Below are 19,906 nucleotides of genomic sequence, written 5' to 3'. Positions count from 1 at the left end.
GAAATTCGTCCGTCCGTTTCAGTCCCATAGTTCGTCTCCTTTGCTGCAATAAATGCTATCAAAGGAGCGGCAGCAAACCGCGACACGTCCAGTTTGCCCTACCTGATCCGGTGGAACAATTCTCTGTTCCCGCGAGGAAGTTCCCTGTTCCACTTTTTAGGGAATTTGCAACATAAACCTCTGAAAAACATACAGTTCCGACAGGTGAAATAACGGAACTCAGACCTGTTTCGCGAAAATTCCCTGTAAATTGCAGGTTATCAGGGAAATCCAGCCCAAAGCGACCCCGCCAAAATGCGGCACTGAGACTGCGGCCGGAATTGCGCTCTGAATGTACAGTCCGCTCCGTCTCTGATTGAAAGCGCACGCGCCAACTCGCGGAAATTGCGACACAATTTCGGGTCAGAAAACACAACTGAAGTGAGACAGGTATGAGTGGCGGGGAGACAGGGATTCGAACCCTGGGGACGCTCTCACGCCCAACGGTTTTCAAGACCGCCGCATTCGACCACTCTGCCACCTCCCCGTCGAAGGCAGGGTCTAAGCGCAAGTTCGGTCAGAGGCAAGTCGAAATCGGGATTTCTTGCCGAAGCCCGCGCAGCGGTCTTTCCATGACTCTTCAGCCGCGTTATGATCCCCGAAATAGACCGAAACAGGCTGGCAAGCAGAACCAGCAGACCGGCAGCGGGGTTCCGAGAACGAGACCCCTTCAGGCAAGGGATAAGCAGATGAAGCGAGCGATCATGACACGCCCGGGACCGAAACGGTTGGCGTATCTGGCGTTGACTTTGACAGTTTTGAGCGGGTGTGAAGACATTCTTCAAGAGGCTGAAAAACCTGAAGAAAACTCAAACAAAACCGAACTCCTTCCCGAGGTAGCCTCGGGCTCGCAGCGTGACGTCGAAGCCCCCGAGGTTTTTCAGGTCACCGAAGCGGGGCTTTGGGATGGCAGGCCCTCGCTGGGCGGGATCTGGGTTGCCTATCCGGAAGTATCCCAGCCCGAGCGTGTCGTAATTACGAACACCGCAAACAACAAGTCTGTAACAGGGGCCCTGTTCCGACGTGAACGCAACCTGCCCGGCCCGGCGCTACAGGTCTCATCTGCGGCTGCGGAACAGCTCGGAATGCTGGCGGGCGCGCCGACAAAGGTCAGTGTGGTCGCTTTGCGCCGTGAAGCTGTAAAGGAATCACCACCCGAGGACGCGCCCAAACCGGAAGACGAGGCGGCAGATACGGCTGCGGTATCGGACACCGCGGCCACCGACGATCCATCCGCGGCAGATACCGAAAAACCGGCCAAGCCGAAATGGTGGCAAAAGAAGGCGCCAGCGGCAGCAGCCGGTTCGGCAGTGGTTGCGGCGGATGCGGCAAGTTCTGCCAACGCAGCGACCGAAGGTACGGACACGACCACAGCTGCGGCATCAGCCACTGAGGACCCAACAGAGCCCGCTGAAGAAAAACCCGCCAAGCGGAAGTGGTGGCAGAAAAAAGAGCCAGCAGCAGCAGCGGCTGCGGGAGCCACCGTGGCTGCGGCGGACGTCGCGACAGACAGTGTTGATGTGGCCGCAGATGTAGCGGTAGCCGCAGCTGCACCGGCGTTGTCGGACGCGCCGGTCGAAGCCCCCGCTGAAAAGCCTGCAAAACGGAAGTGGTGGCAAAAGAAAGACCCCACTGAGATCACCGAAACGCCACTGGATCCCATCGAAGGCGCTGCATCCGCGATTGACGCGACCGAAGCGGTTCCGGCCGCAGCGGCGGCAACAGGCGCTGCGTCTCCGCTGAGCAAACCATTTGTGCAGATCGGCACGTTCAGCGTCGAAGCAAATGCGAATGCCGCCGCCGAGAAAGTGCGCCGGAATGGCATGTCGACTGTTGTGCGGGAACTGAAAACCGAAAACAAAACAGTATGGCGGGTCCTGGTTGGCCCTGCCGCAACCCGGGCCGAACGCAAGGCCATTCAAAAAGATGTAAAGGACCTTGGTTTCAAAGATGCGTTCACCGTGTCCGACTGATACAAGGAGGCATAACATGCTATCCTCATTGCGAACTTCTGTTCTGGCCATTGGGCTTGCCGTTCTGGCAATCCCGGCTCAGGCTTTTGATACATCTGCCCGCGCGGCTTATGTGATCGATCAGACCACCGGTACGGTGCTTTTGGCGAAAGACGCCGATCAGCCCTTGCCTCCTGCATCCATGTCCAAGCTCATGACGCTGTATGTTGCTTTCGAAGCGCTGCGTGACGGAAGACTGACGCTGGACGAAACCCTGCCCGTGTCCGAACACGCGATGAGCTATGGCGGCTCGACCATGTTTCTGAACACGCAGGACCGGGTTCGGGTCGAGGACCTGCTGCGCGGCATCATCGTTCTGTCAGGCAACGACGCCTGCGTGGTCCTGGCCGAGGCGCTAAGCCCTGACGGGACAGAGGCCGGGTTTGCCCGCTATATGACCCAGCGCGCAAAGCAGATCGGTATGAACAACTCGAATTTCGCGAACTCGAACGGTTGGCCTGCCGCCGGACATATGATGTCGGTTCATGATCTTGCGGTTCTGGCCGACAGGCTGATTACCGACTTTCCCGAATACTACCCCCTGTTTTCAGAAGAGGTATTCGAATTCGATGGCCGTGCGCCATCGAATGCCCGTAACCGCAATCCATTGCTGAAACTGAGCATTGGCGCGGATGGCCTGAAAACCGGCCACACGCAGGAGGCCGGATACGGCCTGGTCGGGTCTGCCAAACAAGGCGATCGCCGTGTCATCTTTGTCCTCAGCGGGCTGGACAGCACCGGTCAACGGGCAGAGGAGGCTGAGGCCGTGGTTAACTGGTCGTTTCGAAATTTTGTCGAGAGGACAGTTGCCAACGCGGAAACGCCGATAGCCGAAGCCAAGCTGTGGATGGGCGAGAAAAAGACTGTTGGTCTTGTACCTGACGGCGATCTGACGGTTCTGTTTCCGGTTCTGGGCACACAAAACGTCAAGGCCGAAGTTGTGTATCAGGGTCCCGTCAATGCACCGGTCAAGAAAGGCCAGCAACTGGCCGAACTTGTCATCAAGCCTGAAGGATTGCCGGAAATTCGACGTCCACTGGTGGCAGCGGAAGACGTTGCAATTGGTGGATTTGTCGTCCGTATGCTGACCGTTGGCGGCATAGTTCTGAAAGACGTGATCAATAACCCACTGGAGTCGATGTGACCAAGGCGGGGTTATTTCTGACTTTCGAAGGCATTGACGGATCAGGCAAGTCAACTCAGGCGCGGATGCTGGCGGATCAACTGCGGGCGCAGGGTCATGAGGTCGTTTTGACGCGTGAACCGGGCGGCTCACCCGGCGCGGAGGAAATCCGCAGCCTGGTATTGGAAGGTGATCCCGACCGCTGGTCGGCCGAAACGGAAATCCTGCTTTTCACGGCCGCCCGCCGCGACCATCTGGAACGTACGATCGAACCCGCACTTGCCGCAGGGCAAGTGGTGATCTGCGACCGCTTTGCCGACAGCACACGTATGTATCAGGGCCTGTCGCGGGGCGATCTGCGCGGCCTTGTTGATCAGCTGCACAGCCTGATGATCAAGCGCGAGCCGGACTTGACGCTGCTGATCGACATGGACCCCGATACCGGTCTGTCCCGCGCCAAAGGGCGGCAAGGCGCGGAAGAGCGGTTCGAAGATTTCGGCCCGGACCTACAAAGGAAAATGCGGGCGGGCTTTCTGGCACTGGCCCATGAGTTTTCCGACCGTTTCCGCGTGGTGGACGGTAACCGGGACATGGACAGCGTTGCGCAGGATGTGACAGAAATCGTCCAGGCTGCTTTGCGATAGACGATGAATGACGAAATCCCCTCTCCGGATCAGGTGCCCGGTGCGCCGCATCCCCGCGAGACTGTCCGGCTTTTTGGTCAGGATGCGGCGGAACAGGCGTTTCTGACCGCCTACAACTCGGACCGGCTGCACCACGGCTGGTTGCTGACCGGGCCGCGTGGCGTCGGCAAGGCAACGTTGGCCTGGCGGATTGCGCGGTTCTTGCTGGCTACACCTTTGGCAAACGACGGTGGGCTGTTTGGCGCGCCGCCACCGCCAGAGACGCTCGACATTGATCGCGACCACCCGGTGTCACGTCGCATACTGGCCGGGGCCGAGCCGGGATTGGCCGCGATAGCCAGGTCACTGAATGATCAGGGGCGGCTGCGCAACGAAATCGTTGTGGACGACATCCGAAAGCTGGGAAAGTTCTTTGGCCTGTCCTCTGCCGATGGCGGGCGCCGGGTCGTAATCGTGGATTCGGCGGATGAGATGAATGTCAGCGCCGCCAATGCACTGCTGAAGATGCTGGAGGAGCCTCCGGCGCGCACCACCCTTTTGCTGGTATCGCACCAACCCTCGCGCTTGCTGCCAACCATCCGCTCTCGTTGCCGTACCCTACGTCTGGGGCCGCTGAACGCTGGGGATATGCAGGACGCGCTGTCGCAAACCGGGACGACCTTACTGGCGCACCCCGAATATCTCGCCGCATTGGCCGCTGGCTCGGTCGGGCACGCGGTTCGCCTGATCAATCTGGGCGGACTTGAAATCTATGCCGAACTGATTGCCATTCTGGGCACCCTGCCCCGTCTGGACCGGCAGCGCGCACTGGCCCTGGCCGAGGCTGCAGCACAACGCGGCGCGGCCGAGCGCTTTGATCTGCTGCTGACACTGATCGATGTCGCCTTGTCTCGGCTGGCCCTGACCGGGGCAACCGGCGCACCACCGTCCCCCGAAGCCGCCCCGAACGAAGCTGAAACGCTGGCCAGATTGTCGAATTCTACGGATCAGGCTCGTCGATGGGCCGAAGTCGCCGCGACAATCACAGCCCGCGCGCGACATGGTCAGGCGGTGAACCTTGACCCTGCCGCTCTGGTCCTAGATACGGTGTTCAAGATACAGGAAACCGCCGGCCAGGTCAGATGAGCGACACCCCCCAGATCACCGACAGTCATTGCCATCTGGACTTCCCGGATTTTGACGGTCAGTTGAGCGACATCATTTCGCGCGCGGCCGAGGCTGGCGTGACCCGGATGGTGACGATTTGCACCAAGCTGCGCAATGAACCCGCGGTCCGTGCAATTGCCGAAGCCCATGCGCCGGTATTCTACGCCGCAGGGACCCACCCGATGAGTGCCGCAGACGAGCCTATGGTCTCGGTCGATGAATTGGTTGCACTGGCACAACACCCGAAATTTGTAGGCATCGGCGAATCCGGTCTGGATTACCACTATACAGCGGACAGCGCTGAGCTTCAGAAGCAATCACTGCGCATTCATATCGAAGCCGCCCAGCGCACAGGGTTGCCTTTGATCATCCATGCCCGCGCCGCAGACGACGATATGGCCCGAATTCTGGCCGAAGAATATCGCAATGCGCCCTATTCCTGCGTGATGCACTGTTTCTCGTCCTCGGCCGAGTTGGCCAAGGCCGCGCTGGATCTGGGGTTTTATCTTTCCATGTCCGGCATTGCGGCCTTTCCCAAAAGCCAGGAGTTGCGCGACATTTTCGCAAGTACGCCAGTGGATCGCATTCTGGTGGAAACTGACGCGCCCTATCTGGCACCGCCCCCTTATCGTGGCAAGCGAAACGAACCGGCCTATACCGCACATACAGCCCGAAAAGGGGCCGAGCTGTTCGGGCTGGAGTATCCGGCTTTTGCCGCCCAAACTCAGGCAAACTTTGACCGGCTGTTCAGCAAGGCGGCAACGAACAGGGCCGCTGCATGACCGAATTGCGATTTACCATTCTGGGCTGCGGATCGTCAGGCGGCGTACCCCGGTTGGGTGGCCACTGGGGTGCTTGCGATCCTGCTAACCCCAAGAACATTCGCCGGCGCTGTTCCCTGCTTGTCGAGCGTAACGGCCCCGGCGGCACAACCTCAGTGTTGATTGATACGACCCCGGACATGCGCAGCCAGTTGCTGGACACGGGCACCGGGCGGCTTGATGGTGTAGTCTATACACACTCTCACGCGGATCATGTCCATGGAATCGACGACCTGCGCATGATCGTGTTCAACATGAAAACCCGTGTACCGGTCTGGGCTGATGGTGATACCCAGAACGCCCTGCTGGGGCGGTTTGGATACGCCTTCATTCAACCCGAAGGGTCACCTTATCCTCCGATCCTCGACCTCAAGTCCATCGACGGACCGTTCGAAATTGATGGACCCGGCGGGCCCATTCCGTTTCGTCCATTCAAGGTCAATCACGGCTCGATAGATTCTCTAGGTTTTCGCATGGGACGGCTCGCCTATTTGCCGGATGTTGCCGAAATATACGACGACGCATGGCCTGAAATGGAAGGGTTGGAATATCTTATAATCGACGCCCTGCGCCGAAGCCCTCATCCCACACATGCACATCTGGAAAAAACGCTTGAGTGGATTGAGAAGCTGCAACCAAAACAGGCGATTCTAACCAACATGCATATCGATCTGGATTATATGACCCTCGATGCAGAAACTCCGGACAATATCACCCCCGCCTATGACGGGATGGTGATACATCACGCGTTTCAGGCCCCTGTTCCTTTTGCATAAGATATCGCAACCTGGCCGTTGCACGGGGGCCAAATGCTGCAAAGTCTGATTGACGTCATTCTTCCTGTCTTTCTTGTGATCGGTGCCGGCTACACGGCAACACGAACAGGATATTTCAAAGAAGACCATGTCGACGGGCTGATGAGATTTACGCAAGGGTTCGCGATCCCATGCCTGTTGTTTCTTGCCATCGCGCATCTGGACCTCAGCGCCAGTTTCGATCCCCGGCTTTTGGCCAGTTTCTATTCCGCCGCCGCCTTGTGTTTCATCGCTGGTCTTTTTGGTGCGCGCATCATTTTCGGCCGCGAATGGGAAGACTGCGTGGCAATCGGGTTTTGTTGCCTGTTCTCTAACTCGGTTCTGCTGGGATTGCCGATTACCGAACGCGCTTATGGTCCCGAGAACCTGACAGGCAACTATGCGATTATCGCCTTCCATTCCCCGTTTTGTTACGGCGTAGGGATCACGGTGATGGAGGTTGTCCGCAATCGCGGAAACGGTGGCGTACGCATGGCGCGTTCTGTTCTGTCGGCAATGTTCAAGAACGCGCTGATCCTTGGTATTGCACTGGGATTCGTGGTTAATCTATCCGGTTTGGACATCCCGGCTGTGGTGGACGAAGCCCTTGGTCTGATCACGCGGGCCGCCCTGCCTGGCGCCCTGTTTGCACTGGGCGGGGTACTGGTCAAATACAAACCCGAAGGCGATCTGCGCACCATCGCTTTTGTTTGCTGTATCTCGTTGATGCTGCATCCCAGCCTTGTGTGGATATTCGGCAAATCCACAGGGCTGCCTCAGGACCTGTTCCGCTCGGGCGTGTTGAACGCAGCCATGGCGCCGGGGTTCAACGCCTATATCTTTGCTAACATGTATGGCCGCGCCAAGCGGGTGGCAGCTTCGGCTGTTCTCATTGGGACAGCCACATCTATCCTGACTGTCTGGCTTTGGCTAACGGTTCTGGGCTAACAGTAGTGTTGACTTCGGTTCGCACAGAGGCACCTAACGCATTTCGTGTCAGGAGATCCAAATGCCACATGCCATCATCGTCGCACATGGTCAGCCGTCCGATCCAGAACCGGCCGAGGCTGCTTTGGCTGCGTTCGCGGCTACGGTCGACGCCCTGACCGAGCATGTAACGGTGCATGCCGCAACTCTGGCCGCGCCCGGCGCGTTCGAGGCTAAGCTGAGCAGCCTGCCGGAAAACACGGTCATTTATCCGCTTTTCATGGCAAATGGATGGTTTGTCACCAGCGCTTTGCCCAAACGATTAGGGGATCACAAAGCGCGCATTCTAGACCCGTTGGGTGTTGACCCAGAGCTACCGGAATTGACCGCACGCGCCCTGCAATCCGAATTGTCCGAAAGGAATTGGGCAGCTGCGTCGACCGACCTGGTCATTGCAGCACATGGGTCAGGGCGTAGCCGAAACCCCTCGGTCGTGGCTCTGAACTTCGCATCGCAACTTCAAGAAATGCTGGCTTTCAAATCTGTCCGCGTTGGGTTTGTTGAAGAACCGCCATACATTTCCGAAGCCGCAACCGGCACGGGGGCTCAGGCGCTGTGCCTTCCGTTCTTTGCCTGCACCGGGGGGCACGCAGTGGACGACGTGCCCGCCGGATTGAGCCAAGCAGGGTTCAAAGGCGTTCTGCTGCCAGTGGTAGGGGAACTGCCACCCATCCGGCACCAGATTGCCAAGCAGTTAACAAAGGCCGTTCAGCTCGCTTGAAAATTCGCCTGAAATCTCCGACCCGGAAACAGGAAAAACTCAGGTTTGCGCTTTGATCAGCGTGGAATACAGGCGGTGACAGGACCGGCCGTCTCGCTTGGCCTGATAAAGGGCGACGTCGGCGGCGTGAAGGATGTCGGCGGCTTTGGGAACCTTGAACTGGGTGGACAAGGCCGTTCCGATACTTGCAGAGATACAGCACGGTTGGTCCTGAAACATCATGGGTTCATTCAACCTTGCGATCAGACGGCCGGCGATGGACTCCAGAGTTTCTTCCCGCGTCAGGCCCTTGAAAATTATGACAAACTCATCCCCTCCAACCCGCGCAACCGTATCGTCTCCACGCGTCTCTTCAAGCATGATGCGGGCCGCCTGTTGCAGAACGTAATCCCCAGCGGCATGGCCCAGCCGATCATTCACGGATTTAAAGAAGTCTAAATCCAGATGCATAAGGGCAAATGTAGAATTTGCCAGGATCAGATGCCCCAACAAATGATCCATCGCGCGGCGGTTCTTCAATCCTGTCAATGTATCGGTATATGCCTGCTCTTCCGCGGCTAGCATTGCCCCCTGAAGCCTGAGATTAAGTGAACGAGACGCTTCCATCGCGGCGGATTTGGCTTCGACCAGATACAACAGCTCGATCGCCAGGTCAGTGCCGGAAAAATCAGCGCTTGTCAGGGCGTAATCCCGAACCGCATCCAAAATCGAAATACCGAATGACAGATTGATGACTGCACCGCCCGAGTCGGGCAAGGGCGCGACCAGGCCTTTCAGGGTCGTACGCGGTTCATCGCGAAATCTCAGATGCAGTTTGGCACCGGCCATCGACATCAACGCGGGAAGGGTGGTGACTGTTCTGGGGCGGATCAGCTCGAACACGTCCAGAACACCCAGCCCAACCAAAGGCAATTCGGGCCGCAGCTTTTGCAGTGTCGGACCCGCTTGTTGAATGCATCCGCTTCGGTCCACCAACAGGAACATCGGGCAAAGCGTTTCCAGAAGATCTGCCAGTTCCTGAGTATGTGTCATCTGTTCCGAGCCCCCAGATCAAAATGGCGCCCCTCGGCAAAGGCGCTTTCGACCAAAATGATTGAAATGATTTCACAACACTCCTGACGACCCTCATGCGACAGCATCACCAGCGCACCATAATCATCGGCCATCGCGCGCAGGACCCCGACCATAACACTGGAAAATCCTGGTAAGTCCGGAAGGCAGCACAACTGGTATTCCGTGGCTGAAAGCTCTCTCAACTCAAGCGCAGGCAAATTCAGATCAGAGACAGCCAGTCTTACACGATCCGCAAGATCATCAAGGGAATGAAGGAACTCAACATAGGTGACACCCCCAAACCTGAGCAGTCGGCGCAGCCCTTCCATGTTCGGATGGGACACCAGATATGTTCCCAGATCTTCGAGGATTTCCGCCTGTGGTCGATTGAGGTCAATACTCAGGGCCTCAAGCAACCGCGTCGTCATGTCATCATCATAGATGAGCATGGCTTCAAATTCGACAAACCCTAGCCGCGCACCTTCGGTCACGCGAACCCAGCAGGATTGCCCGTAGGTCGCGCCGACAAAGGACTGTATCGCCCGATTGATCAGACCATGCATCGGATGCCTCAGTTTGGTGTCCTTGGCACTGTGGTCTGAGAAACCTTAACAAATAGCCAAAATTCGCCCCGAGTTGCTGTGAAAGCAACGGAGTATCAAGTCGACACTACCCGCCCAGTCAGAAGTCCGTCGGCGCGCCGCCTTCAGCCTTGCGGCGTTCAACGAACTCGGCCAGTTCCTCGCGGATACCATCGTCCATCGGAGGTGCCTCAAAGCTCGAGATGATCTCTTTGAACATGTGATGCGCACGCTCAGCCGTCCAGATGCCTCCGGCGGCCTCCCAGCCCTCATAGTTCTTCCAGTCGCTCAGGAAGGGCTGGTAGAAGGCCGTGGTGTAGCGATCCTGTGTGTGTTGGATTCCAAAAAAGTGACCGTCATTGCCAACCGCGCGGATGGCATCCAAAGCAATCTCATCCGGTCCGGTCGCGGTTAGATCAGGGTTCATATAACGCTGAATTTGCTGCAAAACCTCGCAATCCATAATGAATTTTTCCGGGCTTGCGATCAGGCCGCCTTCCAACCAACCGGCGGCGTGGTACACCATGTTGGTGCCCGACTGCACGGCCGCCCAGAGCGAATTCGAGGTTTCCCACACGGATTGCCCGTCTGGCACATTGGCCGCACACACACCGGATGAACGCAGCGGCAGCCCATAATATCGCGCCATCTGCCCGGTCATCTGGGTCGAGCGCATGTATTCCGGCGTCCCGAAAGCGGGCGCGCCTGATTTCATGTCCACGTTCGACGTGAACGTTCCGATTACGCAGGGAATACCGGGGCGCACATATTGGAACAAAGCGATAGCGCATAAGGCTTCGGCCAGGGACTGGGCGACCGCCCCCGCCATTGTTACGGGCGCCATTGCTCCCGCCAGCGTAAAGGGGGTTACGACAATCGCCTGCCCGCGCCGCGCCAATCTCAGGCAGCCATCAATCATCGGATGGTCATGCTTCAGCGGCGAGGTCGAGTTGATGTTGGTGTACATCCGCGGCGAGGCTTCGAATTCCTCATGGCTGAGACCGCCCGCGATGCGCACCATTTCCATCACATCTTCGACACGTTCCTTACCCAACGAATAAGCGTGCATCGCCTTGTCGGTCAGGGTCAGCTTGTCATACAGCACATCCAGATGCCGGACGCTGGCATGAATATCGACGGGTTCTACAGGATATCCGCCTGCGAAGTGAATACAGTTGAAGTACTGCGTCAGTTTCAGAAGATTCTGGCACATCTCGCGATTGCCGGGCACTTTCTTTCCAATCTCCATGTCCCAGTAATTAGGCGGCGACGAAACGTTGCCGAACAGGATGTTCTTTCCACCGATCTCGATCCTGTGGTCAACATTGCGTGGCGTGATGGAAAACTGGCTGGGCGCCTTGGCGATCATCTCCATGACGAAATCGCGCCCCATGCGGACGTTGTCACCATTGATCGTGCACCCCGCCTCGCGCAGGATGCCGATTGCCTCTTCGTTGTAGAATTCGATCCCGATTTCTTCCAGAATTCGCATGGCCCCTTCATGGATCGCTTCGATCCCGGCCTGATCCAGCGGTTCAGTCGGGCGATCTATATTGATGGGTGGGTCCCACGGCATCTGGTCAATCACCGCGCTGCCCCTGCGTGCTGCCGCACCTGCGCGTCCTCCGCCGCGGCGTTTGCGTGTGTTGGTCTCGGCCATGGTTGCCTCCGTTCTGGCTTGATACAAGCAAGACCCGAAGACGCATTTCTGGCCGCTCCATCTGCGACAGAGCTTGTCGGTTTTCTATAATTGTGCGTCGATTTTCCGGATCAACGCATCATTTTTCGGCCAGCCATGCAGGAATGTGACCGATATCCGGCAGGACCACATCCGCCATCGGTGCCAGCGCATCTGCTTCTGCCAATCCGGTCAAAACGCCAATGGTGATCATCCCGGCTGCGCGCCCCGCTTGCAGGTCATGAACACTGTCACCCACCATTGCAATGCGCGACGGCTCGACCCCGACCTGTGCGGCAAAGGCCAGCAACTGACCTGGCCCCGGTTTGAACCCATGACCACTGTCATACCCAGCGATAAAATCGAAGTGTTCGCGTATTCCAGCAGATTCCAGATGCTGCAATGCCGGGTGCTCACTGTCATTTGTCGCAACGCCCAGTTTGATCCCGGATTGCTGCAACCCTTTCAGGAATGGGCCCAACGGCACGGCAGGGGATTGAGGAGCGGCTACGGCCTCGGCATTCATCATGTCCACAACTTCCTGCAATGTCACATCGTCAACATGCGCAATAAGCACCTCGGCGATTTCTTCGACCGTTGCGGCGATCACAATGCTATCTGTGGCATACCGCTCTTGCTCGTAGTCAAACCCGATGACGCTCCCGAGTTCCACCGCCCGGTCTACATCCCCCTTTGTCAGACGCATCAGCAACGAGCGCCCGAAGGTTCCCCAGGTTTTGGCAAAATCGAACAAAGTGCCATCCTTGTCGAAGACGATTGCTTCTATTGGCATCGCGTGCTCCTGCGGAAAAGGTGTTCAGGTCCAGTGTACATCGCCACCGCCTGACAGAACGGCCCGCGCTTGGGCCGGGTGATCATAGGCGATCGAGTTGGCGTCACAAAACGCCATGACCCACGAATCGTCAAGCACCAGAAAATCGAGAACCGAAGCCAGAAAGTCCCGATCACCGGCCCGATTGCGAACATCCCCGATCGAAGCACCTGTCGAGCCAAGAAATACAGGCAAAAGCTCGTCATTGCTGACCAGCCACCCCAGGGCTGTCAGAGCAAGAGTCTCGGCTAAATCGGGCGATAGGGGCATAAACTGCGCTCAGAAAATGGTGCTGGAAAGAGTTTGTTAACCAGACTCATAAACAATTTGTTCACGCATGCAATCAACGGTGAACGACTATGTCTGTGCAAGGCACCATCCTTGTCCTCGACGGGGTATCAACCAACCGCATAATGCTGAAGGTTCAACTGACTGCTGCCTGGTATCACGTGGTACAGGGTGGAAAACTTGAAGGGCTACAAGCCCTTGCACGTCGCGTGCAGCCGGACCTAGTTCTGACGGCCCAAACATTGCCCGATGGAACAGCCGCAGATGTCAAGAAAGCCCTCGCCGAAGTATCAGGCCTTGATGACGTGCCCGTTGTCGTACTGGCAGCACAGAATGACAAAAACGCGCGTCTGCGTGCCCTGAAAGACGGGCTGGACGATGTGTTGACGCACCCTTTCAAAGATACGTTGCTACTGGCACGCATTCGCAGCCTTTTGCGCGTGCGCGCAGCTACTCAAGATTTGCAGGTCAGCAACGGATCGCAACCTATTGGATTTGGGGAACCCGCCCCTGTGATGGTCAGCCCCCCGAACGCGGCCCGGGTTGATATCTTGGCCGATACTGTCCAAACCGGTGCCCTTTGGTACAAGGCCCTGCAAGGCCAGCACCGTTTCGATCTGTCCTGGCACCTTCAATCGAACTTACAAGGCGTTTTGTCCGGACCGATTCCGGACGCGATTGTCGTCGAATTGGGCTCGCACCCGTCCGCGCTGAATATCCTTGCGGATCTCAGGTCACGCGCAGCAACCCGGAATACCGTCCTGATTGGCGTCTTGCAGAACAACGATGCCGTGCAGGCCTCGGAAGCGCTGGACAGAGGAGCGGGCGCCGTATGCCTTGGGGGGTTCTGCGCGCAAGAGATTCTGTTGCGGCTGAATAATCAGATTGCGCGCAAGGCACGGCTTGATCATCTGCGCGTATCACTGAGAAAAGGGATCGCCGAGTCCTGTATTGATCCGCTCACCGGGCTGCACAATCGTCGTTACGCCATGCGGGCATTGGATCAGATCGCGCGCCAGTCTGCCCGTACCGGACGTGGCTTTGCCGTCATGCTGGCGGATCTGGACCACTTCAAGACCATCAATGACTGCCATGGCCATGGCGCCGGTGATTGTGTTCTGACGCAGGCCGCAAAACGCATGCAAAGCGCGCTTGGATCCAAAGGTTTTGTCGCCCGTATCGGCGGTGAAGAGTTCATGTTTGCGGTGCCTGATGTGTCACAAAAGCAAGCCAGAAAACTGGCTGAGACCATCTGCGACAGCATTTGTCGCGCCCCGTTTCGACTATCGGACCAAGGTTTGCGGGTTAACGTCACGATCAGCATTGGGCTGGAGATGCCGCAATCGGGTACGCCGGGAAAAGAACGCACACCCGTTCCTGTTGAAGATATCCTGAAAGCCGCCGACAAAGCCCTTTACGCGGCAAAAAAAGCGGGGCGCAATCAGGTGAGTATCAGGCAAAGCGCAGCCTGAACCTGTCAGTCCTTTTTCTTGTGCCCATGCGGCCCACGTTCGACGATCTTTTGCAACCTGTCCGCATAAGACTGCCGCTCTGCGTCGCTCATGGCGGTGACGCGAGCCAGCCATTGTGTCTGCAAGGCTAATTGCAGTTCTGCCGTTGCCTGCGACTGTTTCTGCAACAACACTTCAACGGTGGCCGGATCGAAGGGCACTGTGCGCAGTGCCAGGCTCAGGGCTTGAAAGTCCTGTTTGCGCCCCCTTAAGTCTTTTTCGCGCAGCGCAGACAGTTCACCTCGCATCGCTTTGCGGTCATCTTTCGGCAAAGCGCGATACAGCGCAGGACCGAACCCCGGCGGTGCCTCGGTGTGATCTCCATCCTTCAGGCGCAGCACGGTTCCGACTGCAACACCGACAACTAACAGGTTCAGTGCCAATGACGAAACCAGCAAAACCGTCATCCACCGGCGTTTCGGTTTAGGGGCAGCATTCATTCAGTGCTCTCCAGAAAACTCGTGTCATACCCAAGGTCCGCCACAAAAAGGACCGTCTCCTGCGATGCCAGCAGATTGGCGGGATCAGGCAGGAACCCCGGCGCGGAAAAGCCGATCCAGAGCCCCGCCGCACTTGCGGCGATCAAGCCGCCCAACCCCTGCCAGCCACCTACGTTGTCCATCATTCGATGCCAGATCGAAGATTGAGGACGCGGTTCGGGCCTTAGGCGACTGAGGCGGAGTTTTTCAGCATCTGTCTGAATGCGCACGGCCAGATCGTCGGGCAGCGCCGGTCGGTTTTGCCGAGCCTGCGCAAACAAATGATCCAGTTCCAGGTTTTCATCCGTCATCGTCATACCCCAGTTCTTCACGTCGCCCGGCCAGTATCGCGGTCAGACTTCGTTTGCCCCGCGCGGTCAAGCTTTCGACCGCTTCTACTGAAATTCCCATGATCCCGGCAATTTCAGGGTTGGGCAACTCTTCGATGTGGCGCAGAATCACTGCCTGCCTCTGCCTTTCCGGCAGCTGAGACAGGGCAAGCTGCAATGCATCCACGCGGGCCTCATCCTGCAGTCGGTCGGCTACGCTGGCTTTGCCATCTTCTGGCTCAGGAATATCCGACAACCTGCCGGGGGCCTTCCTGCGCCGAATGTCCACACACAGATTCAACGTCACGCGATACAGCCATGTCGACACTTTGGCCTGACCCGGCACCCATTCCGGCGCCATCTGCCACATCCGCATCATCGCCTCCTGCGTTACGTCTTCTGCCTCGGCCCGATTGCCCAACATACGCAACGCGACGGAATAACAAAGCGGCCCAAGGCGATCGGTTAAGACCCGCGCAGCCTGTGCGTCACCCTCAGCAAATTGGCTCAGCAACACATCGTCGCTGAGAGAGCTCGCGGTGCAACCCGCACCGCGAACATCGTGTAGGTGGGAGGTCAGGTCCTCCACCCTGCATCAGTTGTCGATTGCACCCGACTTGTGGTGCTTTTTCTTATGGTGCCGTCCCATCCGGTTATTGGCATCGGCAAATTCCTGTTCCGATATTCCACCACTGTTATCTGTATCCATCCGGTCAAACATCTTGTCACCCCGGCGCGGTTTCGACAACTCGTCCTGGCTTAGGAACCCGTCTTTGTTCGCATCGTTGTTTTCGAACATTTTGGTGACGCGGTCGTTTGCTTTTTTCTGAGCGGCGGCCTGCATCTCCTCAAGGCTGAGCTGGCCGTCCCCATCAGTATCCGCGGCCGAGAAACGCTCGGTGCGATGTGCTTCCATTTCCTGCTGAGTCACTTGACCGTCGCCATTGGCATCCAATTCCTGAAAGGACACTGGCTCACGACCACCCGGGCCAGCCGCCAGAACAGACGTGCCGGTGATTGCAACACCCGACAGGACAATCGCCGTGATGAACTTTGCGTTTTTCATTTCGGTTTTCCCTTGTTGACGCGGCCTGAGTGCCGCTGCTCATATCCATTCAAACGCGCGAGGCAGGGAATTCCGTCGCAATGCCGGCAACTTTTTTTGAACCATCTCGGTATTTCACGACGTGGTTCACCTTAGGTGCGTTGCAAAGCGACGCACCCCCCTTTAAAAACCACCCGTTCAGGCGCATTATCCGCCAAAGATTACTGCGCGAGTTATATTATGACGGATCAGACGATCGACACCACAACCCAGAGCGAGCGTGAAACCTGGCCCGCTTTGGTCAAAGGGTTTCGGTGCAAGTGCCCTAGTTGCGGCGAAGGCAAGCTGTTGCACAGCTACCTGAAAGTGAATGACACCTGCTCGAACTGTGGACAGGAACTGTTTCATCATCGCGCCGATGATGGGCCCGCCTATCTGACGATCCTGCTGGTCGGGCATTTGTTGGCCCCGGCCCTGCACGTCTCGTATGTGAACTGGCGCCCGGACCCATGGGTAATGGCCATCGGGTTTTCCATTGCTTGCATTGCACTGTCGCTGTTTTTGCTCCCCCGTTTGAAAGGCGCTGTGGTCGCCTATCAGTGGGCGCGTCGTATGCACGGTTTTGGCAACGATTCATGAGCCGGAAGAAGCGATTGTTCTGGGCATGATGACCGACAAGACCGCCATCCGCGACGCCGCAACCGTCATCGTTTTGCGGAACAGGTGGACCAATCCGTCGATCCTGATGGGTCAACGTGGGTCCAAGGCTGTGTTCATGCCCAACAAATTCGTGTTCCCCGGTGGAGCGGTCGATCCGGCGGATGCGGATGTACCGCTTGCGACCGCACTGCCTGACCTGTGTTCTGAGCGGTTGGCGGAACAGGCGGAATCCGGAAAACAACACGCCCTTGCCGCCGCAGCAATTCGCGAGCTTTGGGAAGAGACAGGACTTGTCCTTGGCCAGACAGGACACTGGCCGGGCAGCATTCCCGACGACTGGCAGAGCTTTTCCGCCATGGGTTACGTGCCGTCGGCAGCTGCGCTACAATTTGTTTTTCGCGCAGTCACACCGCCCGGTCGCCCCCGCCGGTTCGATGCGCGGTTTTTTCTGGTCGATGCCGATGCGCTGCAGGGCGATCTGGATGATTTCAGCCATGCCTCGGACGAGCTGTCGCATCTGCAATGGGTGGAACTGGATCGGGCGCGCGACCTAGATTTGCCGTTTATCACCGAGGTTGTTCTGGCCGAGGTCGCGGCCCGGGTGACCTCACCCGAGCCGCCAGTATCGGTTCCGTTCTATCAGAACAACGAAGAAGCCAATCTGTTCCTGCGGCTCAGAGGCTATCCGATGCCCGAGCACGACTGACCGATCAGTTTCACCGCATCCGGCTGACAACCACCGTCACTTCGGGTTTTTTGCCGATTTCCGCTTTTGCCGTCTGACGCACAATCCGGCGCATTTCGTCTTCCAGCTTGTCGTCATCCCGTAGGGTCTTGGCTGCCGCCCGCATCAGGAACTGGTTCAGGTCTTCTTCCAACACCTCGACCAATCCGGCCCGGGACGTTCCAACCTCGGGCAGACCCATCGTATCGCACCACGGTTCGCCCAGCGGCTCGTCTTCTTCGTCCAGAACGACTGTCACAGTTACGTGGCCGTTCAGCGCCATGCGAATACGGTCCCGTACCACACCGTCCATCGCACCGATTTTCACTGTACCGTCCAGATAGGTACGCCCGGTTTCGACATAGTCGATCACCACGGGTGCATTGCCGCTGAGATCCAGCATGGTGCCGTTCACGGCCAGCACACCCGTTCTGCCACCCTGCTCAGCCAGTTTGACATGTTCGCGCAGGTGCCGGTGCTCTCCATGCATTGGGATCACAACTTGCGGATCGATCAGCGCGTGCACCTTCTCAAGATCGGGCCGGTTCGCATGGCCAGAGACATGATAGAGGCCCGAGCTGTCATCCACCACATCCACGCCCTTTTCACTGAGCTGGTTCATGATGAAAATCACGCCACGTTCATTTCCGGGAATGGTTTTTGACGAGAACAGGAACAGGTCGCCTTCGGACAGTTCCAGACCACGGTACTTGCCGCGGGCCAGTTGCGCGCTTGCCGCACGGCGCTCGCCCTGGCTGCCGGTCACGATCAGCATCAGGTTCTGGCGCGGCAGGTCCAGCGCCTCTTCCGCGCTGATCACCTTGGGGAAGTCCGACAGGATACCGGTTTCAGTCGCGGCCTCGATCATCCGCCGCATTGCGCGCCCCAGCAACACAACTGAACGCCCCGCGCGTGCGCCCGCCTCGGCCAATGTTTTAACCCGTGCCACGTTCGACGCGAAGGTGGTAGCCACAACCATACCCTCGGCGTTTTCGACTAGCTTTGTAATCTCTGGCCCAACCTCGGATTCCGAACGGCCCGGATGCGCCGAGAAAACATTCGTGCTGTCGCAAACCAACGCCTTGACACCCGGCTTGGAAATCTCGGCCCATAGATCGGGGTCAAAGGCTTCGCCCACGACCGGGTTTGCATCCAGCTTGAAATCACCCGAATGCACCACGCGCCCTGCGGGCGTGTCGATGACCAACGCAGCACTTTCCGGGATCGAGTGTGAAACCGGAAGGAAACCCACCGTAAACGGTCCGACTGAGACCTTTTCGGGCCATGCGGACACGGTTGTTACCGCGTCGGTCGGGTGCACATATTCTTCCATCTTGCGACGCGCGATATTGGCCGTGAAAGCCCGGGCATAGATCGGAGCTCCCAGAGCCTCATAGCAATGAGCCACCGCGCCGACATGATCTTCATGCGCATGGGTGATGAAAACGCCATCCAGCCGGTCGGCCCGTTCTTTCAACCATGAAATATCCGCATAGATCAGGTCGACGCCCGGAGTTGTGTCCATATCGGGAAAGGTGACGCCCAGATCCACCAGGATCAGGCGTTCCTGCCCGGGCTGACCATATCCGTACACATAGGCATTCATGCCAATTTCGCCCGCGCCACCCAGCGGCAGGTAGATCAATCTTTCACTGCTCATATCGAGCCATTTTCCTTGTTGTAGCGATGAATCACGGTCAAGCCGTGCATCGTCAAATCATCTTCGATTACGTCGAACCCCACGTCGGCCTGATCGAACAAGGGGGCCAACCCTCCGGTTCCCACGACTTTCATCGGCATTCCATATTCGGCCTTGATCCGCGCGATCAGCCCCTCGATCAGGCCGGAGTATCCCCAATACACGCCCGACTGGATACAACCAACCGTATTTGTACCGATCACCTTCTCGGGTCGCGTGATGTCGATATGCGGCAGTGCGGCTGCGCCCTGATGCAAAGCCTCAAGGCTGAGGTTAACACCCGGAGCGATGACGCCCCCTACATAGGCACCGTCCGCGGCGACAACGTCGAAATTTGTTGCGGTACCAAAGTCCACCACGACGACATTGCCGCCATGACGGTCAAATGCGCCAACCGCGTTGGCCAGTCGATCCGGGCCCGGCACAGTTCCTTGATCCACACGCGGAGGCACGGGCAACAGGCAGTCCGGCCTACCCACCACCAGCGGCCTGCACCCAAAAAAGCGATCAGCAAAGATGCGCAGGTTGAACACGACGCGCGGCACAGTCGAGGCAATGATGACATCCGAGATATTCGCCTCGATCCCGTAATGTTTCACCAGCGTCGAATACCAAGTGAAATAGGCGTCCGCCGTGCGTGCGTGATGGGTCGAGGTACGCAGGGTGCACAGAAATTCCTGACCGTCCCAGATTGAAAAGACTGTATTGGTATTGCCGCAATCAATGGCCAGAAGCATTTG

22 protein-coding genes and 1 tRNA gene are annotated in these 19,906 nt (G+C 57.7%); 11 read left to right on the top strand and 12 right to left on the bottom strand.

Annotated features, from left to right (window positions below; all coding sequences use genetic code 11):
• Positions 1-436: 436 nt before the first annotated feature.
• Positions 437-526: transfer RNA gene (locus ACR0M9_RS07690), tRNA-Ser, on the bottom strand.
• A gap of 217 nt (positions 527-743) precedes the next feature.
• Here ACR0M9_RS07690 and ACR0M9_RS07685 point away from each other — a divergent pair.
• The 8 genes from ACR0M9_RS07685 to ACR0M9_RS07650 all read left to right on the top strand — a co-directional run bounded on the left by ACR0M9_RS07685 (position 744) and on the right by ACR0M9_RS07650 (position 8,287).
• Positions 744-2,012 carry an SPOR domain-containing protein gene (locus ACR0M9_RS07685; RefSeq protein ID WP_480514526.1) on the top strand — a complete coding sequence of 423 codons (1,269 nt, stop codon included), beginning with the start codon at positions 744-746 and terminating at the stop codon, positions 2,010-2,012.
• A gap of 16 nt (positions 2,013-2,028) precedes the next feature.
• Positions 2,029-3,195, top strand: a complete 1,167-nt coding sequence (locus ACR0M9_RS07680; RefSeq protein WP_480481762.1) for a D-alanyl-D-alanine carboxypeptidase family protein — start codon at positions 2,029-2,031, stop codon at positions 3,193-3,195.
• Positions 3,192-3,818, top strand: coding sequence for a dTMP kinase (gene tmk, locus ACR0M9_RS07675; RefSeq protein WP_267362759.1), 627 nt, complete (start codon positions 3,192-3,194; stop codon positions 3,816-3,818). The genes ACR0M9_RS07680 and tmk overlap by 4 nt, the downstream gene beginning before the upstream one ends.
• Positions 3,819-3,821: 3 nt before the next feature.
• Positions 3,822-4,943 carry a DNA polymerase III subunit delta' gene (locus tag ACR0M9_RS07670; RefSeq protein WP_480773254.1) on the top strand — a complete coding sequence of 374 codons (1,122 nt, stop codon included), beginning with the start codon at positions 3,822-3,824 and terminating at the stop codon, positions 4,941-4,943.
• Complete coding sequence (locus ACR0M9_RS07665) at positions 4,940-5,746, top strand: TatD family hydrolase (RefSeq protein ID WP_480773253.1); 807 nt, start codon at positions 4,940-4,942, stop codon at positions 5,744-5,746. Before ACR0M9_RS07670 ends, ACR0M9_RS07665 begins: the two co-directional genes overlap by 4 nt.
• Positions 5,743-6,561, top strand: coding sequence for an MBL fold metallo-hydrolase (locus ACR0M9_RS07660; RefSeq protein ID WP_480773252.1), 819 nt, complete (start codon positions 5,743-5,745; stop codon positions 6,559-6,561). Before ACR0M9_RS07665 ends, ACR0M9_RS07660 begins: the two co-directional genes overlap by 4 nt.
• Positions 6,562-6,594: 33 nt before the next feature.
• On the top strand, positions 6,595-7,527 hold the full coding sequence (locus ACR0M9_RS07655; RefSeq protein WP_480486182.1) for an AEC family transporter: 933 nt from the start codon (positions 6,595-6,597) through the stop codon (positions 7,525-7,527).
• 61 nt (positions 7,528-7,588) lie between these two features.
• A complete protein-coding gene (locus tag ACR0M9_RS07650; RefSeq protein WP_480486183.1) occupies positions 7,589-8,287 on the top strand; it encodes a CbiX/SirB N-terminal domain-containing protein in 699 nt (232 codons plus the stop codon).
• A 39-nt stretch (positions 8,288-8,326) separates the two neighbouring features.
• Here the strand turns inward: ACR0M9_RS07650 and ACR0M9_RS07645 are convergent, their stop codons facing one another.
• From ACR0M9_RS07645 to ACR0M9_RS07625, 5 genes are all read right to left on the bottom strand, one after another.
• The gene (locus tag ACR0M9_RS07645; protein ID WP_480583226.1) at positions 8,327-9,319 is read right to left on the bottom strand and encodes a diguanylate cyclase domain-containing protein; all 993 of its coding nucleotides are present in this window, start codon (positions 9,317-9,319) and stop codon (positions 8,327-8,329) included.
• Entirely contained in the window at positions 9,316-9,903 is a 588-nt protein-coding gene (locus ACR0M9_RS07640; protein ID WP_480481768.1) for a heme NO-binding domain-containing protein, read from the bottom strand. Before ACR0M9_RS07640 ends, ACR0M9_RS07645 begins: the two co-directional genes overlap by 4 nt.
• Positions 9,904-10,021: 118 nt before the next feature.
• Positions 10,022-11,581 carry a trimethylamine methyltransferase family protein gene (locus ACR0M9_RS07635; RefSeq protein ID WP_480506327.1) on the bottom strand — a complete coding sequence of 520 codons (1,560 nt, stop codon included), beginning with the start codon at positions 11,579-11,581 and terminating at the stop codon, positions 10,022-10,024.
• 118 nt (positions 11,582-11,699) lie between these two features.
• On the bottom strand, positions 11,700-12,392 hold the full coding sequence (locus tag ACR0M9_RS07630) for an HAD family hydrolase (RefSeq protein ID WP_480773251.1): 693 nt from the start codon (positions 12,390-12,392) through the stop codon (positions 11,700-11,702).
• Between the two features lie 24 nt (positions 12,393-12,416).
• Complete coding sequence (locus ACR0M9_RS07625) at positions 12,417-12,701, bottom strand: DUF3572 domain-containing protein (RefSeq protein WP_267362783.1); 285 nt, start codon at positions 12,699-12,701, stop codon at positions 12,417-12,419.
• 89 nt (positions 12,702-12,790) lie between these two features.
• Between ACR0M9_RS07625 and ACR0M9_RS07620 the strand changes: the two genes are divergently transcribed.
• Entirely contained in the window at positions 12,791-14,191 is a 1,401-nt protein-coding gene (locus ACR0M9_RS07620; RefSeq protein WP_480773250.1) for a diguanylate cyclase domain-containing protein, read from the top strand.
• A 5-nt stretch (positions 14,192-14,196) separates the two neighbouring features.
• On the opposite strand, the gene ACR0M9_RS07615 is transcribed toward ACR0M9_RS07620, so the two are convergent.
• From ACR0M9_RS07615 to ACR0M9_RS07600, 4 genes are read right to left on the bottom strand one after another with little or no spacing between them, the layout of a single operon-like run.
• Positions 14,197-14,670, bottom strand: coding sequence for a periplasmic heavy metal sensor (locus tag ACR0M9_RS07615; protein WP_480773249.1), 474 nt, complete (start codon positions 14,668-14,670; stop codon positions 14,197-14,199).
• A complete protein-coding gene (locus ACR0M9_RS07610; RefSeq protein ID WP_267362789.1) occupies positions 14,667-15,020 on the bottom strand; it encodes a hypothetical protein in 354 nt (117 codons plus the stop codon). The genes ACR0M9_RS07615 and ACR0M9_RS07610 overlap by 4 nt, the downstream gene beginning before the upstream one ends.
• Complete coding sequence (locus ACR0M9_RS07605; protein WP_480773248.1) at positions 15,010-15,627, bottom strand: RNA polymerase sigma factor; 618 nt, start codon at positions 15,625-15,627, stop codon at positions 15,010-15,012. Before ACR0M9_RS07605 ends, ACR0M9_RS07610 begins: the two co-directional genes overlap by 11 nt.
• 6 nt (positions 15,628-15,633) lie before the next feature.
• Positions 15,634-16,104 (bottom strand): EF-hand domain-containing protein, encoded by a 471-nt coding sequence (locus ACR0M9_RS07600; protein WP_480773247.1) that lies wholly within the window; start codon positions 16,102-16,104, stop codon positions 15,634-15,636.
• 219 nt (positions 16,105-16,323) lie between these two features.
• Here ACR0M9_RS07600 and ACR0M9_RS07595 point away from each other — a divergent pair, with 219 nt between their 5' ends.
• Both ACR0M9_RS07595 and ACR0M9_RS07590 read left to right on the top strand, forming a co-directional pair.
• Complete coding sequence (locus ACR0M9_RS07595; protein ID WP_480476112.1) at positions 16,324-16,722, top strand: DUF983 domain-containing protein; 399 nt, start codon at positions 16,324-16,326, stop codon at positions 16,720-16,722.
• A 25-nt stretch (positions 16,723-16,747) separates the two neighbouring features.
• Entirely contained in the window at positions 16,748-17,449 is a 702-nt protein-coding gene (locus tag ACR0M9_RS07590) for an NUDIX hydrolase (protein WP_480476934.1), read from the top strand.
• Positions 17,450-17,459: 10 nt separating this feature from the next.
• Here ACR0M9_RS07590 and ACR0M9_RS07585 read toward each other — a convergent pair whose 3' ends face one another.
• Both ACR0M9_RS07585 and ACR0M9_RS07580 read right to left on the bottom strand, forming a co-directional pair.
• A complete protein-coding gene (locus ACR0M9_RS07585; RefSeq protein WP_480773246.1) occupies positions 17,460-19,127 on the bottom strand; it encodes a ribonuclease J in 1,668 nt (555 codons plus the stop codon).
• Complete coding sequence (locus tag ACR0M9_RS07580; protein ID WP_209504438.1) at positions 19,124-19,903, bottom strand: type III pantothenate kinase; 780 nt, start codon at positions 19,901-19,903, stop codon at positions 19,124-19,126. Before ACR0M9_RS07580 ends, ACR0M9_RS07585 begins: the two co-directional genes overlap by 4 nt.
• Positions 19,904-19,906: the final 3 nt, after the last annotated feature.

Source organism: Ruegeria sp. CH2, from assembly GCF_056537065.1.
Note: the sequence above shows the minus strand (reverse complement) of the source record. Positions and strands in the feature narration are given on the sequence as shown.